A 16,800-nucleotide genomic window follows, 5' to 3' on the forward strand; every position below is an offset into this window, starting at 1 on the left:
GTTTGGTATGCACGCTCAGTCACGAACGAGGACGGGCGGGCGCGCGAGCGCCTTCACGCCGGCCAGGGGCCACCCGGCCCGGCCGCGGCCGCGTGGTCCGCGATCCAGAGGGCCCCGCCCGCCGGCTGGACCCGCGCGGCCGGGAGCGGCTCGTCGCCCGGCGCGGGCGCGAGCGCACGGGCGAGCGCCGGCGCCTTCTCGCCGCCGCTCACGAGGAAGATCACCGCGCGCGCCCGGTCCAGGACCGGCAGGGTGAGCGTCGTGCGCCGGCTCCCGAGCCGGGCCACGAACGGCGACACCACCCAGCGGACGCGCTCGTCGAGGGCGAGCGAGCCGGGGAAGAGCGAGGCGGTGTGGCCGTCCGCGCCGAGCCCGAGCAGCGCGAGGTCGAGGCGCGGGGGCGCGCCGCCCGGCGGGATCCCGAACCAGCGCCGCAGCTCCTCCTCGTAGCGCTCCGCCGCCGCGGGGTCCTCGCCCCGGATCCGGTGGACGCCCGCGACCGGGACGTGGTCGAGCAGCGCCTCGCGCGCCATCCGGTAGTTGCTGTCCGGGTGGTCCGGCGGGACCGGCCGCTCGTCGCCGAAGAAGACCTGGGTCCGGTCCCACGGGACGCGCCCGCGGAAGGGCTCGGCGGCGAGCAGGGCGTAGAGCCGCCGCGGCGTGGTGCCGCCCGCGAGCGCCAGCGTGAAGGCGCCGCGCGCGGCGACGGCGCGCGCGGCGGCGAGGACGAGCTCCTCCGCGGCGGCGCGCGCCACCGCCTCGGCGTCTCGCACCCGGCGGAGCCGGGGCGGCGTCATGGGAGCGGCTCCGCGCCGCGCGCGGGGCCGGGGGGCGCGGCCGGCGCGTCCTTGCCCCGGCTCATCCCGGGCCCGCCCACCGTCGCCCGTCGCGGGCGAGGAGCTCCGCCGACGCGGCGGGGCCCCAGGCGCCGGCCTCGTAGTTGGGGAAGTCGCGCGCCGGCAGCGAGGCCCAGACGTCCAGCACCGGGGTGACGATCCGCCAGCTCGCCTCGACCAGATCGGCCCGGTGGAAGAGCTCGGCGTCGCCGATCATCACGTCGTGGAGCAGCCGCTCGTAGCCGGTCGCCGGCGGGAGCGGGCCGAACTGCGCGTAGCTGAAGTCGAGCTTCACCTGCTCGAGCACGATGCCCGGGCCGGGCCGCTTGGCCTTCATCGAGATGCAGATCGCCTCCTCCGGCTGGATGAGGATGTCGAGCCGGTTCGGGTCGATCTGCTCGACCCCGGCCTCCTCGAAGAGGAGCAGGGGCGGGCGCCGGAACTGGATGGAGATCTGGGTGTCGCGGCGCGCGAGCCGCTTCCCGGAGCGCAGGTAGAAGGGGACGCCGGCCCAGCGCCAGTTCTCCACCTGGAGCCGGAGCGCGGCGAAGGTCTCGGTCCGCGACTCCGGAGAGACGCCGGGCTCCTCGCGGTACCCCGGCACCCGCGCCCCGCCGACGATCCCGGCGCCGTACTGGCCGCGCACGCAGTCGCGGAGCACCTGCTCCGGCTCCATCGGGCGGATCGCCTCGAGCACCTTCACCTTCTCGTTCCGCACCGCCTCGGGGGCGAGCGTGGAGGGCGGCTCCATGGCGACGAGCGCGAGGAGCTGCAGCATGTGGTTCTGGACGATGTCCCGGACGAGCCCGGCCTGCTCGTAGTACCCGCCGCGCCCCTCCACCCCGAGCTCCTCGGCCACGGTGATCTGCACGTGGTCGACGTAGCGCCGGTTCCAGATCGGCTCGAACATCCCGTTCGCGAACCGGAACACCATCAGGTTCTGGACCGTCTCCTTCCCGAGGTAGTGGTCGATGCGGAAGACCTGGCCCTCGTCGAGGGCCTGGGTGAGCTCGCGGTTGAGGGCGCGGGCCGAGTCGAGGTCCCGGCCGAAGGGCTTCTCCACCACCACCCGGCGCCAGCCGGCGTCCTGGCGCGTCAGGCCGGCGCCCGCCAGCCCGCGCACGATCGCGGAGAACTCGCCCGGCGGCGTGGCGAGGTAGAAGAGCGCGTTCCCCGAGGTGCCGTGCTCCTTGGCGGCGTGGGCGAGCGCGTCGGAGAGCCGGGCGTAGGTGGCCGGGTCCTCGAAGTCGCCCTGCACGTAGTGGACGCAGGTCGTGAAGTCCGCGGCGGGCGGGGCGCCGGCCGGGCGCGCCGCCCCGGCCCGCGCCGCGGCCTCCGCGTAGGCGCGGAACCCGGCGTCGTCGAGCGCGCGCCTCGCCACCCCGATGAACGCCAGCTCGCGCGGGAGGAGCTGGTTCGCCTGCAGGTTGTAGAGCGCCGGGAGGAGCTTGCGCCGCGTGAGGTCGCCCATCGCCCCGAAGGCCACGAAGGCGCAGGGCTCGCCGGGCCGGAGCCGCCTCGCGGGGCTGGTCACGGCGCGCCTCCGCCGGGCTTCGCCTCGGCGTGCCCGCCGAACTGCCGCCGCATCGCCGAGAGGAGCTTCTCGCCGAAGGTGCCCGCCTGGCGCGAGCGGAAGCGCGCGAAGAGCGCGGCGGAGAGCACCGGCGCCGGGATCGCCTCCTCCACCGCGGCCTCGACCGTCCAGCGCCCCTCGCCCGAGTCGTCCACCGCGCCGGTGAAGCCTTCGAGGCCGGGGTCCTGCGCGAGCGCCGCGGCCGTGAGGTCGAGGAGCCACGAGGTGACCACGCTCCCGCGCCGCCACAGCTCCGCGATCTCCCGGAGGTCGAGCGCGTAGCGGTGCTCCGCGGCGAGCCCCTCCTGGGCGGCGCCGCGCAGGACCTCGAACCCCTCGGCGTAGGCCTGCATGAGGCCGTACTCGATCCCGTTGTGCACCATCTTCACGAAGTGGCCGGCGCCGTGCGGGCCGCAGTGCAGGTAGCCCTCCTCCGCCGTCCCGCCCGCCGCGCGGGCCGCCGTGGGCGGCGCCGCGGCGCGCCCGGGCGCGAGGGTGCGCAGGGCGGGCTCGAGCCGCTCGAAGGCGTCCCGGTCCCCGCCCACCATGAGGCAGTAGCCGCGCTCCAGCCCGAAGACCCCGCCGCTCGTCCCGGCGTCGAGGTGCCGGATCCCGCGCTCTGCGAGGAGGCGCGCGCGCCGGACGTCGTCCTTGAAGAAGGTGTTCCCGCCGTCCACGACGGCGTCGCCGGGCGAGAGCAGCCCGCGCAGCGCGAGCGTCGCCTCCTCGGTGGCGGCGCCCGCCGGGACCATGAGCCAGACGGCGCGCGGCGGCGCGAGGGCCGCCACCAGGGCCTCCAGCGTCGCCGCGGCGCTCCCGCCCGCCGCCTCGAGGGCCCGCGCCGCCGCGGGCGCGCGGTCCCAGCCCACCACCTGGTGGCCGCCCCGCAGGAGCCGCCGCGCCATGTTGCCGCCCATCCGCCCCAGTCCGACCATCCCGAGCTGCATCGACGGCTCCTCCGGCCTCGCGCCGGCTCTGGACCTAACCGCGCCGGCGGTGGCCGGGCCAGACCCCGCCCGTGGGCCGCTCCCGGCCGCGGATCGTGAAGGGAGCCTTCACGGCCCATGCACTTCGCGCCGGTTTCGGGTACGGGCCCGCGCGCGTAGGTTGTCTCGCGTCCGGGCCGCGCAGGCCGGACGGGACGCGACGTGACCCACGAACGGAGGCGAGAGATGCAGAAGCGGAAACTCGGAAGCGGCGGCCTGGAGGTCTCGGCCCTCGGGCTCGGCTGCATGGGGATGAGCTTCTCCTACGGCCCGCCGCCGGACCGGCAGGAGATGATCCGGCTGCTCCGGTCGGCGGTCGAGCGGGGCGTCACCTTCTTCGACACCGCGGAGGTCTACGGCCCGTTCACGAACGAGGAGCTGGTGGGCGAGGCCCTCGCTCCCGTCCGCCGGCAGGTGGTGATCGCCACCAAGTTCGGCTTCGAGCTCGACCGGAACGGCGGACCGCGCTGGGTCGGCCTGAACAGCCGCCCCGAGCACATCCGCCAGGTCGCCGAGGCCTCGCTGCAGCGGCTCCGGATCGAGGCGATCGACCTCTTCTACCAGCACCGCGTCGATCCCGAGGTGCCGATCGAGGACGTGGCGGGAGCGGTGAAGGAGCTGATCTGGGAGGGCAAGGTGAAGCACTTCGGCCTGTCCGAGGCGGGGGTCCAGACCATCCGCCGCGCGCACGCCGTCCAGCCCGTCGCCGCCGTCCAGAGCGAGTACTCGCTCTGGTGGAGGCGCCCCGAGGCGGAGGTGCTGCCGGCGCTCGAGGAGCTCGGGATCGGGTTCGTGCCCTACAGCCCGCTCGGCAAGGGCTACCTCACCGGCAAGATCGACGAGACCACCACGTTCGCGAGCACCGACTTCCGGAACTCGCTCCCGCGCTTCACGCCGGAGGCGCGCAAGGCGAACCAGGGCCTGCTCGGGCTGCTCGGCCAGCTCGCGGCGCGGAAGAAGGCGACCCCGGCCCAGATCGCCCTCGCGTGGCTCCTGGCCCAGCGGCCGTGGATCGTGCCGATCCCCGGCACCACGAAGCCGGGCCGGCTCGACGAGAACCTCGGCGCGGCCGCGGTCGAGCTCACGCCCGACGACCTCCGCGACATCGACCGCGCCGCGGCGGAGATCCCGCTGCAAGGGGCCCGGTACCCGGAGCACCTGGAGCAGCTCACCGGCCGCTGACCCTGCCGCGAGCGGGCCGGAGCGCCACCGGGACGCGCCGGCGCGCCCCTGGCGCCCGGCCGCCGCCTCCTGTAGGAAAGCTTCACGGTGGCCTTCACCCCGCTCAACGCCCTGAACTCGTTCCTGGCGGTCGCCCGCCAGCGCAGCTTCGCGGCCGCGGCGCGCCACCTCGGCGTGTCCACCTCGGCGCTGAGCCAGTCGGTCCGGCAGCTCGAGGCGCGCCTCGGGGTGACCCTGCTCACCCGGACCTCGCGCACGGTCGCCCTCACGGACGCGGGGCAGCGCCTGCTCGAGAACGCCGGCGCGGCGGTGGATCAGGCGCTGGAGTCGCTCAAGACGGTCTCGGCCAGGCCCGGCGAGGTCACGGGCCGCGTCCGGCTGTCGGTCCCGTCGATGGCGGTGCCGCTCGTGATGGCGCGGATCCTGCCGCGATTCCTCGAGCGCCACCCGAGGGTGGAGGTGGAGGTCCAGTCCGAGAACCGGTTCGTGAACATCGTCGCCGAGGGTTACGACGCCGGGATGCGGCTCTCGGAGGCGATCGAGCGCGACATGGTCCAGCTGCGGCTCATGGGCCCCGGCCGGTTCGTCGTCACCGCGGCGCCGGCGTACCTCGCGCGCCGCGGCGAGCCCGAGCGGCCCCTGGACCTCCTGCAGCACGACTGCATCTGCATCCGCTCCACCCCGGCTGGCGCGCGCTACGCGTGGGAGCTCGAGCGCGGCAAGCGCTCGTGGCGCGTGCCGGTCCGCGGCCCGGTCACGACCAACGACTCCGAGCTCATGCGGCTGCTGGCGGTGTCCGGGGTGGGGCTCCTCTACGCCTTCGAGCCGGTCATCGCCGACGACCTGCGCAGCGGGCGGCTGCGCGTGGTGCTCGAGCCGTACGCGGCGGCCGTCCCGGGCTTCTTCCTCTACTTCCCGAGCCGCGCCCAGGTCTCGCCCGCCCTGCGGGCCTTCGTGGACGTCGCGCGCGAGGTGGCGGCGGAGGCCCGGCCGCGCGCGGGCTGACCGGCGGTCACCCTCGGGGAGCGCTCGCTCCCTGCGGGGCCACCCCGCTTGAAAGTGCGGCGCGCGTGCATAGGGTCACCGGGCTGGCTGCCCGCTCTCCCGCGGTAGGGGAGCGTCGCGCCGCCGAGGGGGCCTCATGCGGGACCAGCTGGCGGATGCGTGCCGGGGCGAGGTCTCGCCGGACGCCCCTTGCGGAGCGCGCGCCCCGGCGGCCGAGGGGAGCCTGCGCCCCGGGGATTGGGTCGAGGTCCGCTCGCCGGCCGAGATCGCCTCCACCCTGGACGGCGACGGCGCCGTCGAGGGGCTCCCTTTCATGCCGGAGATGGTGCCCTGGTGCGGGCAGCGCCTCCGCGTGGCGCTCCGGGCGGAGCACACCTGCGTCCATCCGCCCGAGGGGAGGCTGCGGCGGCTGCGTAACGCCGTGACGCTCGAGGGCCTTCGCTGCGACGGGGCCTCGCACGCGGGGTGCCAGCTCGGCTGCGCCCTGTTCTGGAAGGAGTGCTGGCTCAGGCCCGTGACCGGGCCCTCCGCGCCGGCGGTCCCGGCGGGCCCGGCGGCGTCGGCGGACCTCGCGAACCTGCCGGTCCACCCGCGCGGCGCCCCCGACCGCTGGCAGTGCCAGGGCACCGCGCTGCCGGCGGCGACCTCGCGCGGCGAGCCGCTCTGGAGCCCGGGTCAGTACGTCCGGATGGTCGAGGTCCGGACCTTCACGGCCCGGCAGGTGGTCGAGATGCTGCTGGCCGGCGGCATGCGGCGGGTCCGGAAGGTGCTGCGGCGCCGGGCCTCGTCCCCGCCCGCTCCCGCGCCCTCGGCGGCGCCGCTGCGCGTCGGCGACTGGGTGCAGGTGCGCGGCCGCGAGGAGATCTTCGCGACCCTGGACGAGCACGGCAAGCTGCAGGGGCTCGCGTTCGGCGGAGACATGGAGGACTACTGCGGGGTCAGGGCCCGCGTCGGCGCGCGGGTGGAGCGGATCATCGAGGAGGCGACGGGACGGCTGCGGACCGTGCGCGGGACCGTGATCCTGGAGCGCGTGAGCTGCCGCCGCTACCTGGGCTGCGCGCGGGCCATGCCGATCCTCTGGCGCGAGGCGTGGCTCCGGCCGGCGCCTCCGCCCGGCCGCTGACGGCCGCGCGGCAACCGAGGGGAGCACATGCGCATCGCCGCGGACGTCACCAGGCTCGTCGGGAACACGCCGCTCGTCAGGCTCAACCGGCTCTCGCGCGGGCTGAGGGCCGAGGTGGTGCTGAAGCTCGAGTCCTTCAACCCGGCGGCGTCGGTCAAGGATCGGGTCGCCGTGTCGATGATCGAGGCCGCGGAGGCGGCCGGGCGGATCGGCCCGGGGACGATCCTGCTCGAGCCGACGAGCGGCAACACCGGCATCGGGCTCGCCTTCGCGGCGGCCGCGCGGGGCTACCGGCTCGCGCTCACCATGCCGGAGGACATGAGCTTGGAGCGGCGCAAGCTCCTGCAGGCCCTCGGCGCGCAGCTGGTGCTCACCCCGCGGGACGAGGGCATGGGCGGCGCCATCCGGGCGGCGCGCCGGATGGCGGAGGAGGATCCGAGGTACCTCCTCCTGCAGCAGTTCGACAACCCGGCGAACCCCGGGATCCACCGGCGGACCACCGGCGAGGAGATCTGGCGGGACACCGAGGGGCGGCTCGACTTCTTCGTGGCCGGCATCGGCACCGGCGGGACCATCACCGGGGTCGCGGAGGCGCTGAAGGAGAGGAGGCCCGGCATCCGGATCGTGGGGGCCGAGCCGAAGGACTCGCCGGTCCTGGCGGGCGGCAAGCCCGGGCCCCACCGGATCCAGGGCTGGGGGCCCGGCTTCGTCCCCAAGGTGCTCCGGACCGAGCTGCTGGACGAGGTCCTGGGGGTCGCCGCGGGGGACGCGGCGCGCACCGCGCGCCGGCTGTGCCGGGAGGAGGGGATCCTGGCCGGCATCTCGGGCGGCGGGGCGGTCTGGGCCGCGCTGGAGGTGGCGCGCCGGCCGGAGAACGAGGGGCGCCGGATCGTGACCCTCCTGCCCGACACGGGCGAGCGCTACCTCTCGACCTGGCTGTTCGAGCCCGAGCCGGAGGCGGAGCCGCTCTGGTTCTGAGCGGCGCGGCGGGACGCGATCACCCGGTCCGGCGCCGCGCGCGGAGCGCCGCCGCCAGGCGGGCGCGTGCGGCCGCCGGCACGGTCTCGCGGAGGCGGACCTCGGGCGTCCCGTGCCAGCGCGCGCAGGCGGCGATGGCCCCGGCGACGTCCCGGGCGAGCGCGTCGCTCGGGCGCACCGAAGGCTCGAGCTGCAGCGCCTTCACCTCGAAGACGCCCTCCGCGCGGTGCGCCTTCGCGTCGAGCCGGCCCACGAGCGCCCCGCGCCGGAGGATGGGCAGGACGTAGTAGCCGTAGCGGCGCTTCGGCGCCGGCAGGTAGCACTCGAGGCGGTAGTCGAAGCCGAACAGGGCCGCGACCCGCTCGCGATCCCAGACCACCGGGTCGAACGGGGAGAGGAGGGTGGTGTGCGTGGCCGCGCGCTCGCCGGCCGCGATCCGCTCCGCCGCGGCGAGGTGATCGCGGTGGACGACGCCGGGGACCGCCCAGCCCTCCACCTCCACCGGGAGGAGCGTGCCGTCCTCGAGGAGCGGCGCGAGCTCCTTCATCCCGAGGCGAGGCCGCGTCCGGAAGTAGTCGTGGATCCAGCGCGGCTGCGTGACGCCGAGCGCGCGGACCGCCCGCTCCACCATCGCGCGCCGCGCCGCCGAGGCCGAGGGCAGCTCCAGCGCGTCCGCGGCCGGGTAGACGCGGCGCCGCAGATCGTAGACGCGGTGGAAGTTCACCCGCCGCGCGACCATGAGCTCGCCCAGGGCGAACCAGGCCTCGAGGAGCGTCTTCTCCTTCTTCCAGCCCCACCAGCCGGAGCGCGCCGGCTCCGGGCCCTTGAAGTCGGCCGCCTTCACCGGTCCGTGCTCGGCCACGTGGGCGAGGAGCGCCCCCATCGCCTCGCGCTCCTCGCGGAAGAGGCGGCGCGCCCGGTTCACGAACCAGTGGTCCCGCGTCTCGAGGAACCGCCGGTGCAGCGCGTACTCCTCGATGGGCGCGAGGCAGGCCTCGTGCGCCCAGCACTCGAAGAGCCGGCCGGACGCCAGCAGCTCGTCGAGCCAGCGGGGCTCGTAGGCGCCGAGCCGGGAGAAGAGGACCAGGTACGGGCTGCGCGCCACCACGTGGATGGTGTCGAGCTGCAGGAGCTCCATGCGCGCGACGGCGTCCCGGACGTCCTCGGGCGTGGCCCGCCGCCGGGGCGGCGCGAGCAGCCCCTGGGCCGCGAGGTGGAGCGCGCGGGCGTGACGGACGCTGAGCTCTAGGCGCGGGCGCATGTCGCGCGGAATATAGACGATGCCTGCCGAGGCGCGGTGCCCGGCGGTGCTGTGCCGGCCCCGGACGCGCTCACCGGCCGGAGCGCTCCTCGCGGTCCTCGCGACCCCTGCCAGGCTCGCCGGCCGGCTCGCCGCGCTCCCGGTGATCGCGGTCGGCGCGCGGAGGCGCCGGGCGCGCCCGGGGGTCGTCGCGCGCGCCCTCGCGGTGCTCCCAGCGCTCCTCGTCCTCTCCGCGCGGCCCGCGCCCGTACTCTTCCGGCGTCCCGTAGGGGGCGACGGGGCCCAGGTACTCCTCCGGCGCATACTCGTAGGGTGGGCAGGGCTGCCCCGGCGGGCACTCGTAGGGCGCCTGGCACTGCTCGCCCGGACCGCAGTACGGGTACGACTCCGGGTACACGACCGGCGCCGGCCGGGTGGTCACGCAGCCGGCCATCGAGGCGAACGCGACGGCAGCCGTGGCGGGCAGGACGAGCTTCATGGCGGCGGCTCCCACCCCGAAGATAGGCCCGGGCGCTCCGCGGGGTTAGGCTCTTCCCAGGGAATGCTCCCGGTGCGCCCGCCGCCCCGGCGGGGCGCACCTGGACGCCAGGAGCGTGAGCGGATGCCGGACGCCGGTGCGAGGGAGGGCCATTCCAGCGGTCGCGAGCGGCGCGTCGTGGCCGGCATCCTCCTCGTCGGGTTCGCCATCGCCGTGGCGCTGTACGCGACCGCGCCGCCGGTCGAGGAGGACGAGGACGTCCTCGCCTGGGAGCGCTCGAAGAGGTACCAGCGCCAGCTGGAGCAGATCGGCGGCAAGGCGGTGGTCCTGACGAGCGAGCTGAACGACCGGGTGGCGAGCCTCTGGGAAGGCAAGGCCCGCGCCTGCACCACCGCGGTCGCCACGCTGCTCGTGGCCGGCGGCTACCTCCTCGTGCGCCGCGCGGGGAGGAGGGGCGACTAGTCGGCCTCGCCCTCCTCGTGGCTCGCGAGGAGCGAGTAGAGCCGCCGCCGGCTGACGCCGAGGAGCTTCGCCGCGTGGGTCTTGTTGCCCCCGGCGCGCTCCAGCGCGGCGTGCAGGAGCTCGAGCTCGAAGGCGTCGAGCGAGAACCCCTCGCCGAGGAGCGCGCCGGCGCGCTCCTGCGCGGGCGGGGCCCCGGTCCGCGCCGGCTGGCCGGGCAGGTGCGCGGGCAGGAGCTCGCGGCCGCCGGACAGGATCAGGGCGCGCTCGAGCGCGTTCTCGAGCTCGCGCACGTTGCCGGGCCAGGCGTGCGCCTCGAGCGCCGCGCGCGCGGCGGGCGAGAGGCGATCCTCGGGGAGGCCGCGCTCCCGGAGGAAGCGCGCGGCGAGCGGCAGGATGTCCTCCCGGCGCTCGCGCAGCGGCGGCACGCGGATGCCGAAGACGTCGAGCCGGTAGAGGAAGTCCTCGCGGAAGGCGCCCGTCCGGACCGCCTCGGCGAGGTCCCGGTTGGTGGCGGAGATCACCCGCACGTCCACCGTGCGCGGCTCGGTGGCCCCGAGGGGCACGAAGGTGCGCTCCTGCAGGAACCGGAGGAGCTTCACCTGGGTGGACGGCGTCACCTCCCCGATCTCGTCGAGGAAGAGCGTGCCGCCGTGCGCCGCGGCGAGGTGCCCGGCCTTGCGCTGGCTGGCGCCGGTGAAGGCCCCCTTCTCGTGCCCGAAGAGCTCGCTCTCCAGCAGCGTCTCGGGGAGCGCCGCGCAGTGGACCTCCACGATCGGCCCGGCGGCGCGCCGGCCCAGGTAGTGGATGTAGCGCGCGAGCTGGCTCTTGCCGGTGCCGCTCTCGCCGGTGAGCAGCACCGAGGCGTCGGTGGGCGCCACCTGGCGCGCCGCCGCGAGCACCGCCTGCATGGCGGGGCTCTCCGCCACGAGGTCGGGCGTGAGCCGCGCCAGGAGCGCCGCGCTCCGTGCCTCGGCGCCGCGCTGGGCGGCCAGCCGCGAGATCCGCAGCCGCAGCTCGTCCATGGCGAACGGCTTCACGAGGTAGTCGGCCGCGCCGTCCTTCATGGCGGCGACCGCGCTCTCGGCGGTGCCGTGGGCGGTCATCATCACCACCTCGGGCGGGGAGGGCAGCGCCCTGGCGGCGCGCAGCACGGCCAGCCCGTCCACCTCCGGCATGCGCAGGTCGGTGATCACCACGTCGAAGGGGCGCTGCGCGAGCAGCACCAGCGCCTCGCGGCCGCCCCCGGCGCGCGCGGCGTCGTGCCCGTCGAGCTCCAGCATCTCGCAGACGAAGCGGCCCAGCTTCGGCTCGTCGTCCACCACCAGCACCCGCGCCATGCTCACATCCTACTCCGCGGCCGGCAGCCGCAGCTCGAAGGCGGCGCCGGGGCGGCCGGTGGGGAGGAGCCGCAGCGACCCCCCGTGCCGCTCGACGATGCGCCGCGAGATGGCGAGCCCGAGCCCGGTGCCCTCGGCGCGCCCGGTGACGAACGGCTCGAAGAGCCGCGCCTCGAGCGCCGGGGCGATCCCGGGCCCGTCGTCCTCCAGCACCAGGCGCGCCCCGCCCGCCTCGCGCGCGCCCCGCAGCCGGATCGTCCGGGCCCCGGCCTGGGCGGAGTTGAGGAGGAGGTTCAAGAGCACCTGCGCCATCCGGCGGCGGTCCACCTCGACGGGGAGCGGCCCCAGCTCGTCGAGGCGCAGCGCGACGGCCGGGTGCGAGGCCTGGAGCCCCCTCCCGGCCTCGGCCGCCAGCTCGGCGAGATCGACCGGGGCCGTCTCGATGGCCGGCTCGCGGGCGAGGTCGAGGAAGTCCTCGGTCAGGCCCCGCAGCCGCTCCACCTCCCCGAGCACGTCGTCGAGCGCCGCCTGGTCTCGCGGGCCGAGCTGCGCGCCGGACCGGGCGCGCACCAGCTCCACCGCCCCGCGGATCACGCCGAGCGGGTTGCGGATCTCGTGGGCCACCATGGCGGCCATGCGCGCCACGGCGTCGCCCCGGCTGGCCCGCTCCGCCTCCCGGCGCTGCCGCGCCTCCGCCCGCGCCCACCGCTGGGCCGCCGCGGCGAGCACCAGCGCCACCAGCGCGGAGAGCCCGACGCTGGCGAGGAGCGCCCGGTGGATGCTCGTCCGGCCGGCCGCGTACGAGGCGCCGGCCTCGAGCACCAGCACGGCCCAGGTGGCGCCGTCCGGGCGCGTGAGCGGGAAGTATCCGGTCGCCACCGGCGCGTCCCCCACCGCGTAGCCGAAGGCGACCGAGCGCTCGCCGCCGAGGGCGCGGCGAGCCCGGCCCTCGTCGACGCGGAGGAGGTCGGCCGGCCCGCTCCCGCCGGCGGCGTCGGCGAGCAGCGTCAGCGCCGGCGAGAGGACGTAGGCGCCCTCGAGCCGGTTCGCGGCCATGACGCGGCGGAGCGAGGCCGCGTCCGGGCCGACGTGCGCGAGGAGCTGGGCGGCGGTCTCGCCCGCGCCGCGCAGCCGCTCCTCCTGGACCCGGTCGAGCGAGTCGAGCGCCGCCCGGTGCAGGAAGAGCGTGGCCGCGAGGGCGCCGGCGAGCCCGAGCAGCCCGGCGGCGAGCGGGGCGAGCGCGCGGGGGGCGGTCACCACCCGCCGATCCAGGCGAGCCCGACCGTGGGCGCGAGCTTGGCGTAGTCGAAGGCGGCGACGTTGGAGAACGCCTTGCGCCCGGCGAGCGCCACCCGCGCCACGAGGTGCGAGGTCAGGTCGTACTCGGTGAAGGCGGCGGCGTCGAGGTACGCGTCGCCGCGGCGGGCCGAGAGGGCCGGGTCGTAGGCGCCGTACCGCCGGAAGGCGAGGCCCAGGTCCACGCCCAGCCTGAGCCGGCGCGCCACGCCGAGGCGCAGGAGGGCGCTCGGGCCGTGCTCGGTGAAGTCCAGCACGGCCTGGCGGGTGGCGTCGCGCGAGACGCCGTAGGCGAGGCCGGCCAGGGTCTGGCGCCCGAGCGCGAAGGTCGCCCGGGCCTCGCCGCGCTGCAGGAACCCGCTGAACGGATCCCACGGGCCCGCGTAGGACTCGACGCGGCCGAACCAGGTGGCGCTCCAGGTGGCGCCCGCGGCCGTGAGCCAGCCGGAGGCGAGGAGGCGGTGCGCGTCGAGGAAGGACGAGCCGCCGAAGGTGCGGTGGCCGAAGTCGTACTCCGCCAGGGCGCCGCGTCCCGGGCCCCCGAGCTGCCACCCCGCGGCGCCGTCCAGGCCGCCGAGATCGTAGCTGCCCAGGCTGAACTGCTGGTGCAGGAAGCCGGAGCCGCGGAGGTACGTGCCGGCGGCGCCGAGCGGGCGGTACAGGCCGGTGGCGCTCACGCCCCAGGTGCCGTCCTCCGCCGAGCTCGGGCCGAAGCCGCCCGGCGCGAGGACCACGTTCGAGTCCCACCCCGACTCGCCGAGCACGGAGAGGACGAGCTTGCCGTCGCGGTGCGCCACCCGCGCCAGGTCCGAGGCGAGGTGCGCCAGGGCCGGGTTCTCCGAGGCCGCGTCGAAGAGCCGGGCGGCCTCGTCGCTCGCGCCCTCGCGGAGCGCGACGAGCCCCAGGTAGTAGCGGGCCAGGTCCCGGTGCTCGGGCGCCGACTCGGCCTCCCGGAGCAGCGGGCGCGCCGCGGCGTCCTCGCCGAGCTCGTAGTGGCAGATGCCCTCCAGGAGCGCCGCCGAGGGATCGGGGCCGGCCGCCCGGGCCTGCTGGAGACGCGGGATGGCGCCGCGGACGTCACCCGCCTGCATGAGGCCGAGCCCCTGCTGGAAGGCGGCGGGCGCGGGCGGCCCGTCGTGGCAGAGCGCGTCGAGCGCGGTGCGGGCCGCGCGTCCGGCGGGGTCGCGCCGCAGCGCCTCCCGATACGCGGCGACCGCCGCGTCGCGCGAGCCGGCGGCGCGCTCGGAGTCGCCGACCTCCTGGTAGACGAGCGCGCCGGCGGGATCGCGGGTGTCGGCCGGCGCGACCGCCGCGCAGGGATCGAGCGCCGACAGCAGGAGCGCGGAGAAGAGGGCCGGGATCACGGCCGGCCCTTCGCCGAGGCCGACTTCGCCGAGGCCGACTTCGCCGAGGCCGGCTGCGCCGGGCCGCGGCCCTCGGCCCCGTACCGGTCGGCGCGGCGGGCTCCGAGCCCTGCCGCCTCGCGGCAATACGCCTCCGCGAGCGCCGCGCGACCCTGGGCGCCCGCGGCCTCGCAGCGGGCCAGGTACCAGTCCACGGCGCTCCGGGGAGGCTCCCTGCCGCCGAGCTCCCCCGCGATCGACGACCGCAGCTTCGCGGCCTGCTCGGCGATGCGCGGACCCGAGCGGCCGCCGATGCCGGCCAGGATCCGGTCGGCCGCGAGGTACAGCCGCGACTCGTAGCAGGCGAGGGCCAGGTAGTAGTCGAGGAGGGCGTCGCGGGAGCCGCCCTCCGCGCCGCCGAACGCCTCGACGGCCTCCTCCGGCCGGTTCAGCTTCACGAGCGACGCCCCGACGTAGGGCGCGGCCTCGGGAGCCCCGAGCTTCTGGGAGACGCGGAACTCCACCAGCGCCTCGGGGAAGCGTCCGTCGCGGAACAGGCGCGCGCCGGCGAGCAGGTGCTCGCCGGCGCCGCTTCCGCCGGCGGTGAGTGACAGCGCGAGCGCGAGAGACAGGGCGGTGGAGCTCACGGCGTGTTTCCTTACTTCAGGGGCGCGGCGACGTTGCCCATCATGCCGCCGGCGGTCGGGGTGGAGCCGGTGGTCGTGGTGGTGGAGGTGGTGCCGCCCATCATGCCGCCGGGGGTCGAGCCGCCCGTGGTGGTGGTCGTGCCGGTGGTGCCGCCCATCATGCCGCCGGGGGTCGAGCCGCCCGTGGTGGTGGTCGTGCCGGTGGTGCCGCCCATCATGCCGCCCGGCGTCGAGCCGCCCGTGGTGCCGGTGGTGCCGCCCATCATGCCGCCCGGGGTCGAGCCGCCCATCATGCCGCCGTGCTGCCCCATCGTCTGCATCATGCCGGCCGCGGTGGTGCTGCCCTGCATGTGGTCGCTGCCGGTGGTGGACTGCGTTCCCATCATGGTGCCCATCACCGTGGCGTTGGCGGCGGCCGCGTGCGCGGGGTCGGTGGTCATCCCGGGATGCATCGCGTGCTGCTTCGCGATCGCATCCGCCGACGCGGCCGCGCTCGGCGCGCCCATCCGCCCGGGCATCCCGGCCATCGCCGCGCTCGAGCCATCCGGGAGCGTGGCCGCGTGCATCGGCATGCCGGCCTGGTCCATCATCGCCTGGTGCATGGCGTCGTGCGCCTGCTGCATCGCGGTGGGCGACGTCGTCGCGGGCGCGCTGGTGTCCTGCGCGAGCGCCGGGCCAGAGGCGGTCAGCGCCAGCGTCGCGCCGGCCAGAAGGATCTTCACGTTCATCTCGTTCTCCTGAACGCCGCTCCGTGCGGCTCGCAGGGACCGTGAGCAAGCCACGTGCCCACGTGATCTCGCGCACTTGCGCGCCGCCACCGCCGCCGGGTGTTCCAGGCGGTGCGGACGACTGTACCGGATGGTACGGGCTCCCGTCGAACGGCGCGGTCCGGGGAGGGGCGAGCCGCGCCCGTCGACCGTCGCTGCCGCGCGTCCGCTCTCGCCGACTCCGGGCCCGGGGCTCAGCCCGACAGCCCGTACTTCTTGATCCGGTCGATGAGCGCGGTGCGGCTGACGCCGAGGCGGCGCGCCGCCTCCGACTGGTTGCCGGAGGTCGTCGAGAGCATGCGCGCGAGGATGCTCCGCTCGAGGGCCTCGAGCTGCTGGTGGAGGGTGCCCTCGCCGGTGGCCGGCTCCGCGCCCTCCTGCGCCTCGAACGCCTCCGGCCCGATCACCTCGCCGCCGCCGAGCGCGACCATGCGGGCGACGCAGCTCTCGAGCTGGCGCACGTTGCCCGGCCAGTCGGCGCGGGCGAGCCGGTCGAGCAGCTCGGGCGCGAGGGTCACGCCGGGCAGCTCGAACCGCTCGCCGTAGCGCCGGGCGAACTCGGCCGCCAGCTCGGGGATGTCCTCCCGGCGCTCGCGCAGGGGCGGGACCACCAGCTCCACCACCGCGAGCCGGTAGTAGAGGTCCTCGCGGAACTTCCCGGCGCGGGCCTCGGCGGCGAGATCGCGATTCGTCGAGGCCACCACCCGCACGTCCACGCGCTCCACGGTGCCGGTCCCGACCGGCTGGATCTCGCCGTCCTGCAGCACGCGGAGGAGCTTGGCCTGCACGCCGGCGGGGAGCTCGCCGATCTCGTCGAGCACGAGGGTGCCCCCGTCCGCCTTGCCGAAGAAGCCGCGCCGGGCCTGGGTGGCGCCGGTGAAGGCCCCGCGGGCGTGCCCGAACAGCTCGGCCTCGGCGAGCTCGGGCGGGATGGCGGCGCAGTTGAAGCGCACCAGCGGCCGCTCGGCGCGGTGACCGCCGGCGTGGAGCAGCGAGGCCACGAGCTCCTTCCCGGTGCCGGTCTCGCCGCGCACGAGGACGGTGAGGTCCCGGGGGGCGAGCCGCGCGATCAGCGCGAGGAGGCGCTGCATCGCCGCGGACCGCCCCACCACGCGCCGCCCCACCGAGCGCTCCATCTGGAGCTGCCGGTTCTGCACGCGCAGCGCCCGCGCCTCGAGGGCGCGGTCGAGCACCGTGGAGAGCTCGTCGATGTCGAAGGGCTTGGTCACGTACTCGTACGCGCCGCTGCGGATGGCCTGCACCGCGATCCGCTCCGAGCCGTGGGCGGTGAGGAGGATGACGGGGAGGGCGGGGTCGCGCTCCCGGATGGCGCGCAGGAGCTCGAGGCCGTTCATCCCCGGCATGGCGAAGTCGGAGACCACGGCGTCCACGCCGTCGAGGCTCGCCAGCGCCTCCTCGCCGCTCCGCGCGACCACCGGCGCGTCGCCGCGAGAGGTCAGGAGGGACTCGAGCGCGAAGAGCACGCCCGGCTCGTCGTCCACCAGCAGCACGCGGGCCATCGTCGT

At 76.3% G+C, this 16,800-nt stretch carries 16 protein-coding genes; 5 read left to right on the forward strand and 11 right to left on the reverse strand.

The genetic code is table 11. The features are described 5' to 3' along the window. Positions 1-53 precede the first annotated feature (53 nt). From pgl to gnd, 3 genes are all read right to left on the reverse strand, one after another. Positions 54-797, reverse strand: coding sequence for a 6-phosphogluconolactonase (gene pgl / locus AMPC_RS16065; RefSeq protein WP_248342427.1), 744 nt, complete (start codon positions 795-797; stop codon positions 54-56). 61 nt (positions 798-858) lie between these two features. Continuing rightward, positions 859-2,370, reverse strand: a complete 1,512-nt coding sequence (gene zwf, locus AMPC_RS16070) for a glucose-6-phosphate dehydrogenase (RefSeq protein ID WP_248342428.1) — start codon at positions 2,368-2,370, stop codon at positions 859-861. After that, positions 2,367-3,356, reverse strand: a complete 990-nt coding sequence (gene gnd, locus AMPC_RS16075) for a phosphogluconate dehydrogenase (NAD(+)-dependent, decarboxylating) (protein ID WP_248342429.1) — start codon at positions 3,354-3,356, stop codon at positions 2,367-2,369. The genes zwf and gnd overlap by 4 nt, the downstream gene beginning before the upstream one ends. A 225-nt stretch (positions 3,357-3,581) precedes the next feature. Here gnd and AMPC_RS16080 point away from each other — a divergent pair, with 225 nt between their 5' ends. From AMPC_RS16080 to cysK, 4 genes are all read left to right on the forward strand, one after another. Beyond that, positions 3,582-4,577 carry an aldo/keto reductase gene (locus tag AMPC_RS16080; protein WP_248342430.1) on the forward strand — a complete coding sequence of 332 codons (996 nt, stop codon included), beginning with the start codon at positions 3,582-3,584 and terminating at the stop codon, positions 4,575-4,577. Between the two features lie 87 nt (positions 4,578-4,664). Beyond that, a complete protein-coding gene (locus AMPC_RS16085) occupies positions 4,665-5,582 on the forward strand; it encodes a LysR family transcriptional regulator (RefSeq protein WP_248342431.1) in 918 nt (305 codons plus the stop codon). 136 nt (positions 5,583-5,718) lie between these two features. Beyond that, on the forward strand, positions 5,719-6,705 hold the full coding sequence (locus AMPC_RS16090) for a hypothetical protein (protein WP_248342432.1): 987 nt from the start codon (positions 5,719-5,721) through the stop codon (positions 6,703-6,705). A gap of 27 nt (positions 6,706-6,732) precedes the next feature. Next, positions 6,733-7,683, forward strand: a complete 951-nt coding sequence (cysK, locus tag AMPC_RS16095; RefSeq protein ID WP_248342433.1) for a cysteine synthase A — start codon at positions 6,733-6,735, stop codon at positions 7,681-7,683. A gap of 19 nt (positions 7,684-7,702) precedes the next feature. Here the strand turns inward: cysK and AMPC_RS16100 are convergent, their stop codons facing one another. Further along, a complete protein-coding gene (locus AMPC_RS16100) occupies positions 7,703-8,944 on the reverse strand; it encodes a winged helix-turn-helix domain-containing protein (protein ID WP_248342434.1) in 1,242 nt (413 codons plus the stop codon). Between the two features lie 70 nt (positions 8,945-9,014). Continuing rightward, positions 9,015-9,422, reverse strand: coding sequence for a hypothetical protein (locus tag AMPC_RS16105; RefSeq protein WP_248342435.1), 408 nt, complete (start codon positions 9,420-9,422; stop codon positions 9,015-9,017). Positions 9,423-9,599: 177 nt separating this feature from the next. Between AMPC_RS16105 and AMPC_RS16110 the strand changes: the two genes are divergently transcribed. Further along, positions 9,600-9,884 (forward strand): hypothetical protein, encoded by a 285-nt coding sequence (locus AMPC_RS16110; RefSeq protein WP_248342436.1) that lies wholly within the window; start codon positions 9,600-9,602, stop codon positions 9,882-9,884. Here the strand turns inward: AMPC_RS16110 and AMPC_RS16115 are convergent. From AMPC_RS16115 to AMPC_RS16140, 6 genes are all read right to left on the reverse strand, one after another. Continuing rightward, positions 9,881-11,221 carry a sigma-54-dependent transcriptional regulator gene (locus tag AMPC_RS16115; RefSeq protein WP_248342437.1) on the reverse strand — a complete coding sequence of 447 codons (1,341 nt, stop codon included), beginning with the start codon at positions 11,219-11,221 and terminating at the stop codon, positions 9,881-9,883. The two genes, AMPC_RS16110 and AMPC_RS16115, sit on opposite strands and share 4 nt — an antisense overlap. 9 nt (positions 11,222-11,230) lie before the next feature. After that, positions 11,231-12,478 (reverse strand): ATP-binding protein, encoded by a 1,248-nt coding sequence (locus AMPC_RS16120; RefSeq protein ID WP_248342438.1) that lies wholly within the window; start codon positions 12,476-12,478, stop codon positions 11,231-11,233. Further along, positions 12,475-13,881, reverse strand: a complete 1,407-nt coding sequence (locus tag AMPC_RS16125) for a tetratricopeptide repeat protein (protein WP_248342439.1) — start codon at positions 13,879-13,881, stop codon at positions 12,475-12,477. The genes AMPC_RS16120 and AMPC_RS16125 overlap by 4 nt, the downstream gene beginning before the upstream one ends. Next, entirely contained in the window at positions 13,878-14,507 is a 630-nt protein-coding gene (locus AMPC_RS16130) for a hypothetical protein (protein WP_248342440.1), read from the reverse strand. The genes AMPC_RS16125 and AMPC_RS16130 overlap by 4 nt, the downstream gene beginning before the upstream one ends. 11 nt (positions 14,508-14,518) lie before the next feature. Then, a complete protein-coding gene (locus tag AMPC_RS16135; RefSeq protein WP_248342441.1) occupies positions 14,519-15,229 on the reverse strand; it encodes a hypothetical protein in 711 nt (236 codons plus the stop codon). Positions 15,230-15,468: 239 nt separating this feature from the next. Further along, positions 15,469-16,794, reverse strand: a complete 1,326-nt coding sequence (locus AMPC_RS16140) for a sigma-54-dependent transcriptional regulator (RefSeq protein WP_248342442.1) — start codon at positions 16,792-16,794, stop codon at positions 15,469-15,471. Positions 16,795-16,800 lie beyond the last annotated feature (6 nt).

Source organism: Anaeromyxobacter paludicola (assembly GCF_023169965.1).
GTDB lineage: Bacteria > Myxococcota > Myxococcia > Myxococcales > Anaeromyxobacteraceae > Anaeromyxobacter_B > Anaeromyxobacter_B paludicola.

What these genes read in the sequence shown, in the direction of transcription:
- AMPC_RS16100 (WP_248342434.1), bottom strand. Translation starts at nt 8,944, where the DNA reads ATGCGCCCGCGCCTAGAGCTCAGCGTCCGTCACGCCCGCGCGCTCCAC.
- AMPC_RS16105 (WP_248342435.1), bottom strand. Translation starts at nt 9,422, where the DNA reads ATGAAGCTCGTCCTGCCCGCCACGGCTGCCGTCGCGTTCGCCTCGATG.
- cysK (WP_248342433.1), top strand. Translation starts at nt 6,733, where the DNA reads ATGCGCATCGCCGCGGACGTCACCAGGCTCGTCGGGAACACGCCGCTC.
- pgl (WP_248342427.1), bottom strand. Translation starts at nt 797, where the DNA reads ATGACGCCGCCCCGGCTCCGCCGGGTGCGAGACGCCGAGGCGGTGGCG.
- AMPC_RS16080 (WP_248342430.1), top strand. Translation starts at nt 3,582, where the DNA reads ATGCAGAAGCGGAAACTCGGAAGCGGCGGCCTGGAGGTCTCGGCCCTC.
- AMPC_RS16115 (WP_248342437.1), bottom strand. Translation starts at nt 11,221, where the DNA reads ATGGCGCGGGTGCTGGTGGTGGACGACGAGCCGAAGCTGGGCCGCTTC.
- AMPC_RS16090 (WP_248342432.1), top strand. Translation starts at nt 5,719, where the DNA reads ATGCGGGACCAGCTGGCGGATGCGTGCCGGGGCGAGGTCTCGCCGGAC.
- AMPC_RS16140 (WP_248342442.1), bottom strand. Translation starts at nt 16,794, where the DNA reads ATGGCCCGCGTGCTGCTGGTGGACGACGAGCCGGGCGTGCTCTTCGCG.
- gnd (WP_248342429.1), bottom strand. Translation starts at nt 3,356, where the DNA reads ATGCAGCTCGGGATGGTCGGACTGGGGCGGATGGGCGGCAACATGGCG.